The 17,733-nt window shown below is 72.8% G+C and carries 15 protein-coding genes and 2 riboswitches; of the genes, 5 read left to right on the forward strand and 10 right to left on the reverse strand.

Annotation, left to right across the window (positions count from 1 at the left end):
* Positions 1–217: 217 nt before the first annotated feature.
* Positions 218–2,011: a long-chain fatty acid--CoA ligase gene (locus tag RZ50_RS12270; protein WP_196949453.1), complete on the forward strand. Its 1,794-nt coding sequence runs from the start codon at positions 218–220 to the stop codon at positions 2,009–2,011.
* Between the two features lie 52 nt (positions 2,012–2,063).
* Here RZ50_RS12270 and RZ50_RS12275 read toward each other — a convergent pair whose 3' ends face one another.
* On the reverse strand, positions 2,064–3,200 hold the full coding sequence (locus RZ50_RS12275) for a glycosyltransferase family 4 protein (protein ID WP_196949454.1): 1,137 nt from the start codon (positions 3,198–3,200) through the stop codon (positions 2,064–2,066).
* 213 nt (positions 3,201–3,413) lie between these two features.
* On the opposite strand from RZ50_RS12275, the gene RZ50_RS12280 reads away from it, so the two are divergent.
* Positions 3,414–4,778, forward strand: a complete 1,365-nt coding sequence (locus RZ50_RS12280) for a glycosyltransferase 87 family protein (RefSeq protein ID WP_308271603.1) — start codon at positions 3,414–3,416, stop codon at positions 4,776–4,778.
* Positions 4,779–4,866: 88 nt separating this feature from the next.
* Here RZ50_RS12280 and RZ50_RS12285 read toward each other — a convergent pair whose 3' ends face one another.
* The 6 genes from RZ50_RS12285 to RZ50_RS12310 all read right to left on the reverse strand — a co-directional run bounded on the left by RZ50_RS12285 (position 4,867) and on the right by RZ50_RS12310 (position 12,064).
* Complete coding sequence (locus tag RZ50_RS12285) at positions 4,867–6,039, reverse strand: hypothetical protein (protein WP_196949455.1); 1,173 nt, start codon at positions 6,037–6,039, stop codon at positions 4,867–4,869.
* A 20-nt stretch (positions 6,040–6,059) separates the two neighbouring features.
* Complete coding sequence (locus RZ50_RS12290; RefSeq protein WP_196949456.1) at positions 6,060–7,106, reverse strand: C40 family peptidase; 1,047 nt, start codon at positions 7,104–7,106, stop codon at positions 6,060–6,062.
* A 230-nt stretch (positions 7,107–7,336) separates the two neighbouring features.
* Positions 7,337–8,488, reverse strand: a complete 1,152-nt coding sequence (locus tag RZ50_RS12295; RefSeq protein WP_196949457.1) for an NlpC/P60 family protein — start codon at positions 8,486–8,488, stop codon at positions 7,337–7,339.
* A gap of 10 nt (positions 8,489–8,498) precedes the next feature.
* A riboswitch (cyclic di-AMP (ydaO/yuaA leader) is annotated at positions 8,499–8,652 on the reverse strand.
* Positions 8,653–8,991: 339 nt separating this feature from the next.
* Positions 8,992–10,026 (reverse strand): NlpC/P60 family protein, encoded by a 1,035-nt coding sequence (locus RZ50_RS12300; RefSeq protein ID WP_196949458.1) that lies wholly within the window; start codon positions 10,024–10,026, stop codon positions 8,992–8,994.
* A gap of 200 nt (positions 10,027–10,226) precedes the next feature.
* Positions 10,227–11,528, reverse strand: coding sequence for an NYN domain-containing protein (locus RZ50_RS12305; RefSeq protein WP_254802623.1), 1,302 nt, complete (start codon positions 11,526–11,528; stop codon positions 10,227–10,229).
* A gap of 272 nt (positions 11,529–11,800) precedes the next feature.
* Positions 11,801–12,064 (reverse strand): hypothetical protein, encoded by a 264-nt coding sequence (locus tag RZ50_RS12310; RefSeq protein WP_196949459.1) that lies wholly within the window; start codon positions 12,062–12,064, stop codon positions 11,801–11,803.
* A gap of 200 nt (positions 12,065–12,264) precedes the next feature.
* Between RZ50_RS12310 and RZ50_RS12315 the strand changes: the two genes are divergently transcribed.
* Both RZ50_RS12315 and RZ50_RS12320 read left to right on the forward strand, forming a co-directional pair.
* The gene (locus RZ50_RS12315; protein ID WP_196949460.1) at positions 12,265–13,047 is read left to right on the forward strand and encodes a rhomboid family intramembrane serine protease; all 783 of its coding nucleotides are present in this window, start codon (positions 12,265–12,267) and stop codon (positions 13,045–13,047) included.
* Between the two features lie 41 nt (positions 13,048–13,088).
* Complete coding sequence (locus RZ50_RS12320) at positions 13,089–13,370, forward strand: Lrp/AsnC ligand binding domain-containing protein (protein WP_196949461.1); 282 nt, start codon at positions 13,089–13,091, stop codon at positions 13,368–13,370.
* Between the two features lie 15 nt (positions 13,371–13,385).
* Here the strand turns inward: RZ50_RS12320 and RZ50_RS12325 are convergent, their stop codons facing one another.
* The 3 genes from RZ50_RS12325 to RZ50_RS12335 all read right to left on the reverse strand — a co-directional run bounded on the left by RZ50_RS12325 (position 13,386) and on the right by RZ50_RS12335 (position 16,676).
* Entirely contained in the window at positions 13,386–14,765 is a 1,380-nt protein-coding gene (locus tag RZ50_RS12325) for an aminotransferase class V-fold PLP-dependent enzyme (protein ID WP_196949462.1), read from the reverse strand.
* A gap of 51 nt (positions 14,766–14,816) precedes the next feature.
* Positions 14,817–14,934, reverse strand: a riboswitch (SAM riboswitch).
* 119 nt (positions 14,935–15,053) lie between these two features.
* Positions 15,054–16,130, reverse strand: coding sequence for an anthranilate phosphoribosyltransferase (trpD, locus tag RZ50_RS12330; RefSeq protein ID WP_196949463.1), 1,077 nt, complete (start codon positions 16,128–16,130; stop codon positions 15,054–15,056).
* A gap of 120 nt (positions 16,131–16,250) precedes the next feature.
* On the reverse strand, positions 16,251–16,676 hold the full coding sequence (locus RZ50_RS12335) for a hypothetical protein (protein ID WP_196949464.1): 426 nt from the start codon (positions 16,674–16,676) through the stop codon (positions 16,251–16,253).
* Positions 16,677–17,074: 398 nt separating this feature from the next.
* Here RZ50_RS12335 and RZ50_RS12340 point away from each other — a divergent pair, with 398 nt between their 5' ends.
* A complete protein-coding gene (locus RZ50_RS12340) occupies positions 17,075–17,695 on the forward strand; it encodes a heme-copper oxidase subunit III (protein ID WP_196949465.1) in 621 nt (206 codons plus the stop codon).
* The last annotated feature ends 38 nt before the right edge of the window (positions 17,696–17,733 follow it).

Here is a 17,733-nt window from a genome sequence, read left to right on the forward strand (position 1 = left end):
AGCGAGGACGCGAGCCGGGTGGCAGCGGGCGGCGGGGCATGCTACCGGCCGGTCACCAAGCACCTGCCGTAGGGTGCCAGTCGAACGACCCGGTCACGGCCAGGTCCGACCCGGCCGGGTGTGACACTTCGAACACCGGAGCCGACCCCCCTGGTCGAAGCTGCCTACCGGGCAGTAACGTCCTGCCGTCCCGCAGCGTCGCGAACGAGGAGCAGTCTTGCTCGACTTCAGCCTTCCGGCCCTCTATCAGGTACCGAGCGGCGGTAACCTCGCCGACCCTGTGCACCGGAACGCCGAGGAGCACCCGGACGTCGCGGTGCTCAGCCGCAAGGTGGACGGCCGCTGGCAGGACTTGACCGCGGTGCAGTTCCTCGCCGAGGTGCACGCCGCCGCGAAGGGCCTGATCGCCGCAGGCATCGAGCCGGGCGACCGCGTGGGCGTCATGTCCCGCACCCGCTACGAGTGGACGCTGCTCGACTTCGCCATCTGGACGGCCGGCGCGATCACCGTGCCGGTGTACGAGACCTCCTCCGCCGAACAGGTCGAGTGGATCCTCGGCGACTCCGGCGCGGTCGCCGTGGTCACCGAGACCGCCCAGCACGTCGCGGTGGTCGAGGAGGTCCGCGACCGGCTGCCGGAGCTGAAGCACACCTGGCAGATCGAGGGCGGCGCGATCGCCGCGCTGGCCGAGGCCGGGAAGGACGTCCCGGACGCGACGGTCCACGAGCGCCGCTCGATCGCCGGCCCCGACGACATCGCCACCATCGTCTACACCTCGGGCACCACCGGCCGCCCGAAGGGCTGTCAGCTGACGCACGGCAACTTCCTCGCCGAGTGCGGCAACGTGGTCGAGCGCCTGGCCCCGCTGTTCCGCACCGGCGACAGCTCCGTCCTGCTCTTCCTGCCGCTGGCCCACGTGCTCGGCCGGATCGCCGAGATCGCCCCGGCGATGGCTCCGATCAAGCTGGGCCACGTCTCCGACATCCGGGACGTCACCGCCGAGCTGGCCGCCTTCAAGCCGAGCCTGATCCTGGGCGTGCCCAGGGTGTTCGAGAAGGTCTACAACACGGCCCGCGCCAAGGCCCAGGCCGACGGCAAGGGCAAGATCTTCGACAAGGCCGCGGACACCGCGATCGCCTACAGCCGGGCGCTGGACGCCGGCGGCCCGGGCCTGGTCCTGCGGGTCAAGCACGCGGTCTTCGACAAGCTGGTCTACAGCAAGCTGCGCGCCGCCCTCGGCGGCCGGGCCACCCACGCCATCTCCGGCGGCGCCCCGCTGGGCGAGCGTCTGGGCCACTTCTACCGGGGCATCGGCTTCACCGTCCTGGAGGGCTACGGCCTGACCGAGACCTGCGCGGCCACCGCCTTCAACCCGTGGGACAAGCCGAAGATCGGTACGGTCGGCCAGCCCGTCCCCGGCGCCTCCGTCCGGATCGCCGAGGACGGCGAGGTCTTCTTCAAGGGCCCGCACGTCTTCACCGGCTACTGGAACAACCCGCAGGCCACCGCCGAGGCCCTCAAGGACGGCTGGATCGCCACCGGCGACCTCGGCTCCCTGGACTCCGAGGGCTTCCTGACCATCACCGGCCGCAAGAAGGAGATCATCGTCACCGCCGGCGGCAAGAACGTCGCCCCGGCCGTGATCGAGGACCGGATCCGGGCCCACGCCCTGGTCGGCGAGGTCATGGTGGTCGGCGACCGCAAGCCCTTCGTCGCCTGCCTGATCACCGTCGACCCGGACTTCTTCCCCAAGTGGAAGGAGCTCAACGGCAAGCCCGCCGGCGCCACCGTCGCCGAGCTCGCCGACGACCCGGACCTGCTGGCCGCCCTCCAGTCCGCGGTGGACGACGGCAACGCGGCCGTCTCGCACGCCGAGGCGGTCAAGAAGTTCCGCCTGCTCGACACCGAGTTCTCCGAGGAGAGCGGCCACCTGACGCCCTCGCTCAAGCTCAAGCGCAACGTCGTGCTGAAGGACTTCGCCGCCGAGATCGAGGCGATCTACCAGAAGTAGGGAACAGGAACGGCGAAGGGCCCGGGGAAGTCCCCGGGCCCTTCGTGCGTCCTCAGCCGGCCAGCAGCGAGGTCAGCCGCCCGGCCAGCAGGTCCCAGCGCCAGGAGCGCTCCACCCAGCGCCGCCCGGCCTCGCCCATCCGCCGCCGCAGCTCCTCGTCCCGCAGCAGCCGGACGATCCGCTCCGCGGCCGCCGGGGCCGAGCCACCGGGCACCACGTACCCGGTCTCGCCCTCCAGCACCGCGTCCGGCGCGCCGCCGGAGTCCCCCGCGACCACCGGCAGGCCGGTCGCCGAGGCCTCCAGGTAGACGATCCCCAGGCCCTCCACGTCCAGCCCGCCGCGCCTGGTCCGGCACGGCATCGCGAAGACGTCCCCGGCCCCGTAGTGGGCGGGCAGCTCCTCCCACGGCACCGAGCCGGTGAAGCGCACCGACTCCCGTACGCCGGTGGCGTCCACCAGCTTCTCCAGGTCCGCCCGGTACGGGCCGCCGCCGACGATCAGCAGCACCGCGTCCGGCACGTCCGCGAGGATCTGCGGCATCGCCTCGATCAGGGTGTCCTGGCCCTTGCGCGGCACCAGCCGGGAGACGCAGACCACCACCGGCCGGTCCGCCAGGCCGAGCCGGCGGCGCACCTCGGCGCCCCCGGAGTCCGGGTGGAAGGTCGTCTCGTCCACACCCGGCGGCAGCTGCACCATCCGGGCCGCGGCCTGCGGCCCGACCGCGGCGGCGATCCGGGAGCGGGTGTACTCGCCCAGGTACGTCAGCACGTCGGTGCCCGCGCCGATCCGCCGCAGCAGCTGCCGGGAGACCGGCAGCTGGGCCCAGGCGGCCTCGTGCCCGTGGGTCATGCCGAGCAGCCGCCCGGCCCCGGCCCGGCGCAGCGCGGGCGCCATCAGACCGAGCGGGGCGGCGGCACCGAACCAGACCGAGTCGCAGCGCTCGGCACGCAGGATCTCGGCGGCCCGCCGGGTGACCCGGGGTGTGGGAACCATCACCTTCGTACGGTCCCGGATCACCGGGAAGGGCTGCTCCGCGTCGAACCGCGCCACCTCGGTGCCGTCGCGCCAGGTCGAGGCGTACACCACGATGCTCCCCGGAGGCTGACGGACAGCCATGTTGTGCACGAAGGCCTGGATGCCTCCCGGACGGGGCGGGAAGTCATTGGTGACGATCAAGGTTCTGTGCATCAGGCCACGGCTCGCTCGGTCGGGGGGTGCTCGTTGTACCACCGGGTGATCCGTACGATAGGTCAACACCATGACCCGCCGGGAACGGAACCGCGCACGGCAACCGTTTGACCCCCGGGTCAGTCCTAGTACCTAGGCCGCGGATGCGGCGGCCCGGGCGTCCGTCAGTACGACGCCTCCGGTGAGGACGTACGAGACGAACGAGGGAGCGCAGTGGAGTTGGCCCCGGCCACCGAGTCCGGTTCTTCGCGCGGCCGACTCGGCCGCCCGCTCGGGGCGCTCGCCGCCCTCGGCGCGACCTGGGTGGCCACCCGTACCGTACTGGTGCTGCTGATGACCGGCGTCCTGAAGTCGCCCGGCGGCGACATCACGGCGGACGTCTGGATGATCTACCACGCCTGGTACGGCGTGCTGCAGACCGGCACCTTCCCCTTCGACGACGTGACCTGGCAGTACCCGCCGGGCGCCGCCCTGGTGATCCTGCTGCCGGGCCTGCTGCCCTGGTCGTACCTGGTCTCGTTCTGGGTGATCTGCGGCATCGCCGACGCCGCCGCGGCCGCGCTGCTGATCCGCACCGGCCTGCGCCGGGGCCGGGCGCTGACCGGCGCCTGGATGTGGGTGGTGGCCGTCCCGCTGCTCGGCCCGATGATCTACAACCGCTTCGACATCCTCGTCACCGCGCTCGCCCTGGCCGGCCTGCTGGCGCTGATCCGCCGCCCGGCGGTGGGCGGGCTGCTGCTGGGCCTGGGCGGGATCGTCAAGATCTGGCCGCTGCTCGGCCTGATCGGCACCCCGTCCGGCCGCCGCACCCGCCGCTCCTGGACGCTGGCCGCGGCCACCGCCGTCTCGGTGGGCTTCCTGCTGGCGGCCGGGATGAACGGCGCCTTCGACTTCCTGACCTTCCAGGCGGACCGCGGCATCGAGGTCGAGTCGGTCGGCGCGCTGCCGCTGCACTTCGCCCGGATCGCCGGGGCCTGGGACGGCAGGGTCACCATGAACTACGGCTCCCCCGAGATGCTCGGGCCGTGGGTCAGCGTGATCAGCAAGGTGATGATGGCCGGCACCGTGATCGGCTTCCTGTGGCTGCTGCTGTGGCGCTTCAAGTCCCGCCGCCGCAACGCGGCCACCATGTACGACGCGGCGCTGTGCGCCCTGCTGATCTTCGTGGTGACCAGCCGGGTGATCAGCCCGCAGTACCTGGTCTGGCTGATCGGCGTCGCGGCGGTCTGCCTGACCGTGCGCAACAGCAGCCAGCGGCCGGTGGCCCTGCTGATCCTGATCGCCTGCCCGCTCACGCTGCTGGAGTTCCCGACCCTGTTCACCCAGGTCCTGGCCAGCGACCCGTGGGCGGTCACCGTGCTGAGCCTGCGCAACCTGCTGCTGGTGGCCGCCGCCGTGCTCTCCTGCGTCCGGCTCTGGCGCTCCACCCGCGGCTCGGAGCCGCTGCCGCCCACCGTGGTGCTGAGGGAGCCGCCGGCGCTGCCGCCCGCGTCCTCCTACCCGGTGCGCCCGGGCATCGCCTACGAGCAGGACCTGCTGGACGGCATCGACCACCCGGGCGCCCCGGCCAAGCGCTGAGGGCGCGGGCCACCAGCTCTGCAGGGCCGCCAGCTCTTCAGGGTCGCCAGCTCTTCAGGGTCGCCAGCTCTTCAGGGTCGCCAGCTCTTCAGGGTCGCCAGCTCTTCAGGGCCGCCACCTCGGCCCGCCAGAGCTCGGTGAACCCGTCCAGCCCGACGCCCAGATCGGCGCGCAGCAGCCGGTCCGTACGCCGTTCCCGCTCCTCGCCCCGCCCGTCCTCCGCGCCGACCGCCCGGTAGAAGGCGACCAGCCGCTCCGGCCCCCAGTGGCGGGCGATCAGGTCGCAGGCGAGCCAGGACTGCTCGTAGGCCTGGGCGATACCGGTGGCGCCCGCGGCGAAGTCCTGGTCGGCGGGCAGCGCGCCCGGCAGCCTCCCGGCCGTGACGTCCCGGGCCAGCTCGGGGGCGATCTGCCGCGGTTCGCGGCCGGAGTCGCGGTAGGCCGTCCAGTCGGCGACGCCCTCGGAGAGCCACAGCGGCGTCCAGGCCCGGGTGTCGGCCCGGGTCGCGACGTGGGTGGCCTCGTGGGTGATGACGACCTGCCGCCCGAACCCGCTGAGCCGCCCGAACGCCTCGGGGTTGACCACCACCCGGTCCGCGGGGGTGTGGTGGGGCGCGCCGGGGGCGGCCACGGTGACCGCCGCCATGCCCGTCCAGCCCGCCGGGTCGGCCTCCAGCAGCCGGGCGAACTGCGCCTCGGTGGCGGGCAGTTCGAGCAGCAGCCGGCCCGGCCAGGCATCGCCCCAGACCGCGCTGACGGCCGGCACCGCGTGGTCCCCCACCGCGACCAGGCCGCTCGGGTCGGACCCCTCGGCCAGACCGAGCACCAGGCAGTGCGCGCCGGGCGCGGTACGGGCGGGGCCGAGGTCCCACAGCGCCGGGGGCCCGCTCGCGCCCTCCTCCCGCTCGACCCGCCAGCCGCCGGCGTCCCGGACCAGCGTGATCCGGCGCGGGTACACCTCGGGGTACTCGTCGTACCCGGCGATCCGCACCACCAGGTCGGCGGCGGCGGTCAGCCGGTCCGGCCCGCCGGCCGGGGAGAGCACCAGGTTGCGGTAGGCCGCCTCGGCTCCGGTGAGCCCGGACCAGGACGGCAGCGAGCGCGCCCGCTCCGCCAGCAGCCCGGCCACCTCGGCGTGCGGATCGGCCGCCCGCTGCGTCGGCACCGCCGGGGCGGCCGGCGGCAGCGACAGCTGGGTCAGCCCGCCGACCGCCAGCAGCAGCGCGCCGCGCCGGGACAGCGCGCGGCCGGGTGTCTCCACGGGGCCGGGAGGCGTCGCGCTCAGAGCCGGACCACCCCCGCGACCGGCATCGCGCCGACGCTCTCGTACCGGACCCTGGCACCCGGGTAGGGGGCGTGCACGATCACCCCGCCGCCGGCGTACATCCCGACGTGGTGCATGTCCCGGTAGAAGATCACCAGGTCTCCCGGCCGCGCTTCGGAGAGGCTGATCCGCTGCCCGGCGTTCGCCTGGGCCTGCGAGGTGCGCGGCAGGGTCACTCCGGCCTGCCGCCAGCTGTAGTACATCAGACCGGAGCAGTCGAACGCATGGGGTCCGGTGGCGCCGTACACGTACGGCGATCCGATCATCCGCACTGCGGCGGCCAGCGCGGCCGCCCCGCGCTCGGAGGCGGGCGGGGCGTCGCCGAGGTCCAGCCGGTCGGCGCCGCGGGTGGCGCGCTGCTCGGCGTCCCGGGCGTCCTGGGAGGCCATCCGGGCCCGCTCGCCGGCGTCCAGGCCGTTGAGCAGCTTCTGCGCCGCGGCCAGCCGCTGCTGGATCTGCTGCTTGCTCTCGGCCAGCGAGCGGCGGGCCTGGTCCAGTTCGGCGAGCTTGCCCGCGGTCTCGGCGCGGCGCTGGTCCAGCCGGCGCTGGTGGTTGATCAGCTCGTGCAGCGTCTCCTGCTGCCGCTCGGCGGCCTGGTCGAGGCTGCGGGCGCGGGTGAGGTAGGCCTCGGGGTCGGAGGAGAGCATCAGCTGGGCGGTCTGGGTCATCCCGCCGCTGCGGTACTCGGCCCCGGCCACCGTCGCGAGGTCCCCGCGCAGCTGGTTCAGCTGGTCCTGGGCGGTGGCGACCTCTCCCTGGAGGATCGTGGTCTCGCCCTGGAGCCGGTGCTGGGCCTCCTGCGCGGCGTTGTACTTCTCGGACGCCTGCTCGGCCTCGTCGTACAGCTGCTCCACCTGCGCCTTGACGTCGCCGCGGTCGGGCCGGTCCGGGCCCCCGGGGGCCGCCTGGGCGCTGCCGCCGGCCGTCACGCCGAGGACGGTGGCGGCGGCCGCGGTCAGTACCAGCGCACGGGCGAGCAGTTGGGAACGGCGGTGCACGGGCATGGCGGCAGCGGCTCCAGATCCTGCGGCGCGGCCCCGCGGCCGCGCCCCAGCGGGCGGCCGTCGAGCGGGAGTCCGGTGGCAGACGTTAGCGAGTCCGGGCAAGTGAGTCCAAACCCCTCCGGACCCGAATATTTGACCCTCAATCGGACATCTGCCCGATCCACCGGAAAAGCCGCAGGCCCGGCCCTCCGCAGTGGGAGGGCCGGGCCTGAAAAGTCGCCTGGCGGGGGTCAGACCCGCACGATGCCGGTGAGCGGCATGTTGGTGACGGCCTCGTAGCGGACCGAGGCGCCCGGCTTGGGAGCGTGCAGCACCTGGCCGTTGCCCGCGTAGATGCCGACGTGGTGGGCGTCGCCGTAGAAGATCAGCATGTCGCCGGGCTGGGCCTGGGACAGGTCGGTGCCGATCCGGGTGCCGGCGCTGGCCTGCTCCTGCGAGGTGCGCGGCAGCGACACGCCGACCTGGCCGTACGCCCAGACCATCAGGCCGGAGCAGTCGAAGGAGCTCGGGCCGGTGGCGCCCCACACGTACGGGCTGCCGATCTTGGAGGCGGCGGCGGCCAGCGCGGCGGCACCGTGCGAGCTGCCGGGGGCGGCCTTGACCGGCGAGGAGCCGAGGTCGGTGCGGCTGTTGTCGCGCGAGGCACGGTCGGCGGTGGCCTTCGCGGCGTCGAGGTTCGCGCTCTCGGCCTTCAGCTGGGCGTCGGCGGCGGCCTTCGCGCTCTGGGCCTTCTGCAGGGCCTCCGCGGCGGCCTTGGCCTCGGCCTGCTGGATCGCCTGGCGCTCCTGCTCGGTCAGGGTGTTGAGCAGGTCCTGCGCGGCCTTCAGCTTGTTCTGGACCTCGTCCTTGGAGGCCTTCAGCTGCTGGGTGGTGGCCTCCAGCTCGGTGAGCTTGCCCTGGGCCTCGGTGCGGTCCTGGTCGAGCTTGCGCTGCTGCTCCTGGAGCTGCTTCAGCTGGTTCTTCTGGGTGTCCCCGGCCTGGTTCAGCGCACCGGCCTGGTTGAGGAAGTTGTCCGGGCTGGAGGAGAGCATCAGCTGGACGGTCGGGGATATGCCGCCGTTGCGGTACTGCTCCCCGGCGATCTCGGCGAGCCCGCCCTGCAGGTCGGTCACCTGCGCCTGCTGCCGGGCCACCTGGTCCTGCAGGCCGGCGACCTGCTTCTCCAGGCCCTGCTGCTTCTCCTGGGCGGCGTTGTACTTCTCGGTCGCGACCTCGGCCTGCTCGTTGAGCTGGTCGACCTGCTCCTTGACCTGATCCTTGGTCGGCTGCGGGTCGGCGTGGGCGCCGGTCTGCGCGGACAGTGCGACGGCGGCGGCGGCCACACCGGTCAGGATCGAGACGCGGGCACGGCCGGCGGGCTTGGGACGACGATGGGACGCCACGAAGGCGGACTCCTTCTTCCTACGGCCGCCTACCGGGTGAGCTGACGGGTTCGGGCCGGAAGCATGCCCTACGACGCCTCACGGCCGTTCCACCGGCCGACCTGGCGCCGATTCACCCCGGAGGAACGTGGTTCCCCGGCTCCGCTCCGCAGCGCCCCCGACCACTGGGCTCCCCTGTCGGGCAGTCGCTTCGACCTGCCCCGCTGTTTCGCGAACTCGACGGAAACCACCGCCGCCATCCAGGCTGGATGATCGACAGTGCGGTGGTTCGAAGCACGACCCTAGTAACTGAACCGTGATCCGTTCAAATCCTTGTCAGAAAAAAGACAGAATATTATCCATGTTCCTTTGTGAAAATGACCGATGGTGATCGCCGACACACGTAAAGCTGATCGATTCTCATCAATCGGCCCAGGGACGGGCAAACCCGAAGCGCCACCCCGACAGTCACGGGGTGGCGCGGATCACAGGGTCGGGACGGGCCCCTCGGGCGTGTCGGGCCGTCAGATCCGGCGGATCGTGTTGATCGACATCGCGTCGGCCTTCATCACCTTCACCACGTCACCGGTGTGCGGCGCGTGGACGACCATGCCGTTGCCGATGTACATCGCGACGTGGTGCATGTCCCCGCCGTAGATCACCAGGTCGCCCGGCTGAGCCGTGGCCAGCGTCACCGCGGTCCCGATGTGGCCCTGCTCCTGCGAGGTGCGCGGCAGCGAGACGCCCGCCTGGCCGTACGCCCAGACCATCAGGCCGGAACAGTCGAAGGTGCTCGACCCGGTGGCGCCCCACACGTACGGGGAGCCCTGCTTGCTCATCGCCTTGGCCACCGCCGTGGCCGCGTAGCCGCTGGCCGGCGGCAGGCTGGAGAGGTCGACCCGGTCGCTGCCGCGCGAGGCGCGGTCGTCCTGCTGCTGCTGGGCCTTCAGCGCGGCGCGGTCGGCGGCGCTGAGCGAGTTCAGCAGGTCCTGAGCGGCCTTCAGCTTCGTGTTGACGTCCGTCTTGGCCTGGTTCAGGTCCTTGGTGGTGGAGTCCAGCGAGGCCAGCACCGCGGCGGCCTCGGCCTTCTCCTGGTCCAGCCGGCGCTGCTGGTCGAGCAGCCCCTTGAGCGCCTCGGTCTGGCTGGCGCTGGCCTGCTGCGCGCTGGAGGCCTTCTCCAGGTAGCCGGACGGGTCGGAGGAGAGCATCAGCTGGACGGCCGGGTCGATGCCGCCGGTGCGGTACTGCTCGCCCGCCACCTCGGCCAGGCCCGCCTGCAACTGGGTCATCTGGTCCTGGCTGCGGGCGACCTGGTCCTGCAGCTGGTCGGACTGCTTGCGGAGCTGGTCGGCCCGCTCCTTGGCGCCGTTGTACTTCTCCGCCGCCTGCTCCTGCTCCTGCTGGAGCAGGTCGATCTGCGCCTTGACGTCCTGCTTGTTCGGCTGCGGCGCGGCGTGCGCGGCCACCTGGGCGGAGAGGGCGACCGCGGTCGCAGCGGCAGCGGTGAGCACGGAGACCCGCGCGCGGCTCGGCTGCTTGGGACGGCGGTGGGAGGCCAAGGGACCGGCTCCTTCTTCCATCGGACTCGCCTGTTCAGGTGAGATTCCGGAAAATAGGTTTGACGCCAGACCCTAGTGAAGATCTAACTGTTTCGCCACTCCCCCGAACGTGTGAACTCCGGCCCCCGTTCCGCTTTCACGGAATCCGCACACCACCGTGAACCGGGCGTTGACCGGACGTCACACCGCCCTGCCCGCCGTCAGGGCCGTGCCAGCCGGTTCAGCAGCAGCACCGACGCCACCGGGCGCGCGCCCGCCTTCCGCACGCCCTCCGCGACCTCCCGGTCGGTGGACACCACCACCACCGGACGGCCCTGCGGCTCGGCCCGCACCAGACGGCGGATCAGCTCGTCCGCGGTCTCCCCGGTCCGGCTGAACCGGACCCGGACCCCGCGCGGCGGCGCCATGATCACCGGAACGTCCAGGTCCTGCCCGTCGAACACACAGGTGACCTCCGCCTGGGTGCGCTGGGCCAGCATCGCCAACCCGCCCAGCAGCCGGATCCGCTGCTGCTCCAGCGGCAGCGTCGGATAGCCGGTCTTGGTCACGTTGTAGCCGTCCACCACCAGGTGCACCTGCGGGATCGCCAGCAACTGGTCCAGCAGCGCCGGGTCGTCCTCCGCCAGACCGCGCCGCGCCACGTCGTGCGGCGAGGCCGCCCCCGGCACCACGGCCTCCACCAGGTCCGCCGGGCGGATCTGGGAGACCGGCAGCGCCAGCTCCCGCTGCAGCCCCTGCGCCGACTGCAGCACGGTGTCCAGCAGCAGCCGCAGCCGCATGTCCTCGACGCTGCGCCCCTCGCGGGCCGAACGCCGGCCCTGCTCGGCGGCGTTCTCCAGCTCGGACACCCGGTGCCGCAGCCGCCGCGCCTCGCTCTCGCCCGCGCTGCGCTCGGTGGCGGCCTGCGCCTTCACCGACTCCAGCTCCCCGGCCAGGCGCCGGGCCTCGGCCTGCGCCCGCCGGGTGTCGCTCTCCAACGAGCGCACCTTCTTGCGCAGCGAGTCGGCCTCCCGCCGGAGGCTCTCGAACTCGGCCCGCTGCCGCTCCAGGTCCGCGCGGGCGGCGGCCCGCACCTCGGCCAGCTCGGCCTGCAACTTCTCCACCAGCCGGCCGGCCTCCGCGGCCGCGTCCTCGGCGCCGGCCCGCTCGGCCTCCTCGCCGGCCTCGGTGACCAGTCGGCTCCAGCCGGCCGAGCGCACCAGGTAGGCGGCGGCCGCGACGTCCATCGGATCGGCGGCACTCGGGACGGCGCCCGACTCCAGCGCCTTCACCAGGTCCGGCTGGCCCAGCCGCAGCCGCTCCGCTATCCGCACCCGGAAGGCCGGCTCCGACTCCAGCGCCGCCGCCAGCGCGGTGGCCGCGTACTTGGCCCGCCGCGCGGGGGTGAACTTGACGTACTGCCGCAGGCTCTGCGGCAGTTCCCCGGGCGGCAGTCCGCCCAGCGCGTCCGAGGCCAGGCCGACCACGCGCCGGCGCACCCCCTCGGGCAGCGGCCGGTCCAGCTTCTCGGCCGCGCGCTCCGGAGCCGCCCCGGCGGGGGCCGCCTCCGGGGAGCCGGCCTCGGACGGGACGGGCTCGGCGTCCGGCGCAGCGGGCTGAAGCCCCTGCGCTTCGGCGGGCTCCCTCGCTGCGTCCACCACGTCCTCGGCTCCGATCCTGGTCCAGCGGGTGACGGCGATGGCCGTCCCTGTCGTCACGCTCCGTGCGTCTTGTCTGTATTGTCCCGTGCGGTGGACGGGCGCGTCGCGCTCCGCCCACCGCAGCGGGGAGGGGGTCAGCCCTGGTCGGCGGGGGCCTCAGCGCCCTCGGAGCCCGGACGGGCCACCAGCTCGACCTGGTCGACCGCGTTGCACCAGCGGCAGCGCACCGACTCGATCGTCTCGCTCAGCACCTCGGTCTCCTCGACCTTGGACTCGCCGGCCAGGTCGAAGTGCAGGAACTCGGTCACCCGAGCGGTGCGGGTCACGTCGAAGCGGGTGAGGTTGCCGCACAGCGTGCAGCGCCAGCGCGTCTCGGCGGTCAGAGCGGGGACGGTCATCGGGGATCCTCTCGGGTGGTCCCTGGGCGGGCTAGGCGCTCCCCCCGGAGCCCCGGCGTCGGCGGCGGGAGGCGGGAATGCCCGCCCCAAGCCTATTGCCTGGGGCAACCGCCACGACCACCGGTCACCTCAGAACGCGGGCTAGTCCACCTGCCGTAAACCACGGTGTCACCTGCGGCGCCCGGAGGGATGCTGGCCGCATGGCGCTCACGGCCCCCGACCACACCGACGCGCGGGACGGCCGCCCGGCGGCGCCCGCCCCGGCCGTCACCTACGCCCTGATCGCGGCCAACACCCTGGTCTTCCTGCTCGGACCGGCCGCCGGCCTCAACCCGCTGTACGGCACCGGCCAGGCCCGGGTCTGCTCGGAGCAGCGGTACGAGCAGCGCTGGGGCGCCGTCCCCGCCGAACTGCTGGCCGGACACCCGCTGACCGCCGAGCAGCTGGCCGAGGCCCCCGACCCGGTCCCCGGCTGCCCGGCCGCCCCCACCCCGGGCAAGCACCCGGCCGTGTCCGCCCTCACCGGGCTGTTCCTGCACGCCGGCTGGCTGCACCTGCTGGGCAACCTGCTCTTCCTCTACGTCTTCGGCCCCACCGTCGAACGCCGGGTCGGCCGGGCCAGGTACCTCCTCTTCTACCTGGCCGCCGGCAGCCTGGCCTCGTACGGCTTCGCACTCGCCGAGGCCCACTCGCCGGACTCCACCCGGGTCCTGATCGGCGCCTCGGGGGCGATCTCCGCCGTGCTCGGCGCCTACCTGCGCTTCCACCCGCGGGCCCGGGTGACCACCCTCGTCCCGCTGCTGCTCTTCCTGCCGCTGCGCTTCCCGGCCTGGATGGTGCTCGGCCTCTGGTTCGCCCTCCAGTGGTGGTCGGTGCACTCGGCCGGGCCGGGCGTGGCCTACCTGGTCCACGTGATCGGCTTCTCGGCGGGCTTCCTCTACGCCTGCACGGTCGTCGGCCACCCCTCGCGCCGGCCCGGCTGACGCCCGATACGCTGACGGCACCCCACAAAGGAGCCCGAACAGTGATCACCGCCATCGTCCTGATCAAGACCAGTGTCGACCGCATCCCGGAGATCGCCGAGGCCATCGCCGCCATCGAGGGTGTCAGCGAGGTGTACTCGGTGACCGGCGGCTACGACCTGGTCGCGATGGTGCGGGTGCGCCGGCACGACGACCTCGCCGACGTCATCCCGGGTCGGCTGAACAAGGTCCCGGGGGTGGTCCACACCGAGACCCACATCGCGTTCCGCACCTACTCCCAGCACGACCTGGAGGCCGCCTTCGCCCTCGGCCTGGACGAGTAGCGAACGCCCCCGGCCTCAGCCCTCGCGACGGCCCCTGTCGATCTGCACAGTGGCGACGCAACGCCCGCCCTCGTTGCGGTAGTTCCAGGCCGCGCCGTCCGTGACCAGCTCGCGGACGGCGGCCAGGAAGCGCTCGATGTGCTCGTCCGGCGTCCCGGCGCCGAAGCTCACCCGGATCGCGTTCAGGCTGCGCTCGCCCGGCAGCGAGGGCTCGGGCGCACCGCACTCGGACGGCGCCGCATCCTCGTCCCCGAGCAGGGTGCGCACCAGCGGGTGGGCGCAGAACAGGCCGTCGCGCACCCCGATGCCGTACTCGGCGGACAGCGCCGCGGAGAAGTGCGAGCTGTTCCAGCCCTGGACGACGAAGGACAGCACGCCCACCCGGGCCGAGTCGGTGCCGAACAGGCTCAGCACCTTGACCTGCGGGATCTCCGCCAGGCCCGCCGTCAGCCGGTCGACCAGCTGTCGCTCGCGGGCCTCCAGCGCGTCGAAGCCGGCCTCGGTCAGCGCCCGGCAGGCCGAGGCGATCGCGTAGGCGCCGATGACGTTCGGCGAGCCGGCCTCGTGCCGGGCCGGGCCGGTGTGCCACTCGACCGCCACCGAGCCGTCCGTCTCCCGGGCCACCGTCCGGGTCGCCCCGCCGCCGGCCAGGTACGGCTCGGCCGCGTCCAGCCAGTCCGCCCGCCCGGCCAGCACCCCGGCGCCGAACGGCGCGTAGATCTTGTGCCCGGAGAAGGCGATCCAGTCGACGTCCAGCTCGCGCACCGAGACCCGGTGGTGCGGGGCCAGCTGGGCGGCGTCCAGCACCACCCGGGCGCCGTGCCGGTGCGCGGTCTCGGCCAGCTCGGCGACGGGCCACAGCTCGCCGGTCACGTTGGAGGCGCCGGTGACGCAGAGCAGCTTCGGCCCCTCGGGCGCGGCGGCCAGCGCGGCGTCCAGGGCGGCCACCGCCTCGGCCCGCGAGCGCGGCGCCCGCAGGTAGCCGACCTCCAGCCCGGCGTGCGCCCAGGGCAGCAGCGAGGCGTGGTGCTCGGTCTCGAAGGCGAACACCCGGGTACCGGCCGGCAGGGCGGCGGCCAGCAGGTTGAGCGAGTCGGTGGTGGCGCGGGTGAAGACCACCTGGTCGTCCTCGCGCAGGTCGAGGAACTCGGCGACGGTCCGGCGGCTCTGCTCGAACAGGTCGGTGGACAGCTGCGAGAGGTACCCGGCGCCGCGGTGCACGCTGCCGTAGTACGGGGCGTACGCGGCGACGTCGTCCCAGACCCGCTGGAGGGCCGGCGAGCTGGCCGCGTAGTCGAGCGCCGCGTAGCCGACCTTCTCACCGCTGGCGAGCGGGACCTGGACGTCATGGCCGAGAACGGCGAGGGGGGCGCAGATTTCGGTGGCGACAGACATGAGGATGCACTCCTTCAGGGGTAAGGGACCCCGGGAGTGCTAGTCGTCGGGTGTCCGCGCTTGTCGCACGGACGGCATTCCGAGCGACCCGGTCCTCACCCAGGGCACCCCGCCACGGACGGAGGGTTGCCGGACAGCCAGCTGGGGCTTGACGCTGTCGCTCATGACCTGGCCAAGACTGTAGGTCGCACCCGTCGGGTGGTCAAACGGATATCCACCATCCGGACAGCCGCAGGGCCCGTACCGGCGCACCGGTACGGGCCCTCGGCCACTTCCCCAACTACCGCCTCAGCTACGGCTGGTGGCCTCCGACCAACGCCGCAGCAGCTCCTGCGCCGCGCCCGAGTCGATGGCCTCGGCCGCCCGTGCCATGCCCGCCGCGAGCTGCTCGGTCAGCGGCGCGTCGCCCAGTTCGAGCGCGACCAGCGCCGCCGCGGTGTTCAGCAGGACGGCGTCCCGGACCGGCCCGCGCTCCCCCGCCAGCAGCCGGCGCGCGACGTCCGCGTTGTAGGCGGCGTCCGCCCCGCGCAACGCCTCGATGCCGACCAGCTCGATGCCGACGTCCCGCGGGTCGAAGGTGCTCTCGGTGACCGCCCCGTCGCGCACCAGCCAGATCCGCGAGGTGGTGGTGATGGTCAGCTCGTCCAGCCCGTCGTCGCCCCGGAACACCAGCGCGGTCGCCCCGCGCCGGGCGAGCACCCCGGCGATCAGCCCGGCGAGCCGGGTGTCGAAGCAGCCGATCGCGTGCGAGGTGACCTTCGCCGGGTTGGTCAGCGGGCCGAGGATGTTGAAGGCGGTCGGCACCCCGAGGTCGCGTCGCGCGGTGGCGGCGTGCCGCATCGAGGGGTGGAACTTCGCCGCGAAGGCGAAGGTGAGCCCGACCTCCTCGGCCACCTCGGCGACCCGCCGGGCCGAGAGGTCCAGCGCCACCCCGAGCTTCTCCAGCACGTCCGAGGAGCCGCTGGCCGAGGAGGCCGCCCGGTTGCCGTGCTTGACCACCTTGGCCCCGGCGGCCGCCGCGACGATCGCCGACATGGTGGAGATGTTGACGGTCTTCGCCCGGTCGCCGCCGGTGCCGACGATGTCGACCGCCGGGCCGGGGACGTCCAGCGGCTCGGCGTGCCGGTACATCGCGTCCACCAGGCCGGCGATCTCGTCGACCGTCTCGCCCTTGGCCCGCAGCGCCACCATGAACCCGGCCACCTGGACGGGGGACGCCTCGCCGCTCATGATCCGGTCCATCGCCCACGCGGTGGACGTGCGGTCGAGGTCCTCCCCCTTCAACAGCGCCGCCAGGAGGTCCGGCCAGGTGCGGACCACCTGCGCGGGGTCGCTACCGCCGTTCGCAGGGTTCACGTTCACCATGGCTGACTCCAGCTTCCGTCTGTTCCCCCGGTCCGGGGGGGCGTCCGTAAGGATGGAGCCAGCCTATCGAGCGGCGGGGCGCCCGCGGCCCTGCCTTCTCTCGTACTGAGACGGCACCGCTCAGCCGACGACGGGGGCCCGCCTGGCCAGCCGGGCCCGCAGCAGGGCGGCGACCGCCTCGGCCAGCGCCACCGGATCCACCGGGTGGGAGATCGCGGCGTCGGCCCGGCTCCAGGCGGCGAGCCAGGAGTCCTGCGGCCGGCCGATCAGCACCAGCACCGGCGGGCAGCCGTAGATCTCGTCCTTGAGCTGGCGCCCGAGGCCGAGTCCGCCGGCCGGCACCGCCTCGCCGTCCAGGACGCAGAGGTCGACTCCACCCTTCTCCAGGGCCTTGAGCACGGCGGGGGTGGTCGCGCACTCCAGGTAGGACAGCTCCGGAAGATCCTCGGCGGGCCGCCGGCCGAGCGCCGTCAGCACCTGCTCGCGGGTGTTGCGGTCGTCGCTGTAGACGAGGACGGTGAGCGTCTCGTCGGTCGTGTACGCCATGGACCCTGCTCCCTCAAGTGTGATCCGGACCACGTTCACCTGATCCGGATGCTACTCCCGTTTACCCCGGGGCCGGGTCCCCCTCGCGCACGTTCCTCCTCAAGCCGCCGCGTCCGCGGCTCACCCGCCCGGAGGACAGCCCGTCACCCGGGCCCGGCCGGTCCACCCGTATGGCCGATATGACACCCTTCCCTCCTTACCCCCGGCGTTGCGCCGACCGTGCACCGACGCGCCGGACAAGGGGCTCCCGGGCCCCGTCGAGGAACCGTCAGAAAAGGGACACCCCGCTGCTCAGCCGCCGTACGGACGCCCCGTCGCCCCCCAAGCGGGCATACCGCACGCACCGGACACTCCGAGGGACACCCCCCGGCGTGAAGACGGAATAAGGGACCGACATAATGTCCGTCGTGGCGACAGCAACAGCAGTAGAAACCGGGCACGCGCACGGATCGGTCAACCGACCGAACATGGTCAGCGTCGGAACGATCGTCTGGCTCAGTTCCGAGTTGATGTTCTTCGCGGCCCTCTTCGCGATGTACTTCACGCTCCGCTCCGTCAAGGGAGCCGAGTTCTGGACCGAGAAGGCTCACGCCCTCAACGTGCCGTTCTCCTCGGTCAACACCACCGTTCTGGTGCTCTCCTCGCTCACCTGCCAGCTCGGCGTGTTCGCCGCCGAGCGCGGTGACGTGAAGAAGCTCCGCATGTGGTTCATCATCACGTTCATGATGGGCGCGGTCTTCATCGGCGGCCAGGTCTTCGAGTACACCGAACTGGTCAAGAAGGACGGCCTCTCGCTGTCCTCCGACCCGTACGGCACGGTGTTCTACCTGACCACCGGCTTCCACGGCCTGCACGTGACGGGTGGTCTGATCGCCTTCCTGCTGGTCCTGGGACGGACGTACGCAGCCAAGCGCTTCACGCACGAGCAGGCCACCGCCGCGATCGTCGTGTCGTACTACTGGCACTTCGTCGACGTCGTGTGGATCGGCCTGTTCGCGACCATCTACCTGATCAAGTAACCAGCTGATCAGGTCGCTGGCCACCGGCTGCGGCCCCC

The organism is Kitasatospora sp. SUK 42 (assembly GCF_015776785.2).
In the GTDB taxonomy this organism is placed as follows: Bacteria; Actinomycetota; Actinomycetes; order Streptomycetales; family Streptomycetaceae; genus Kitasatospora.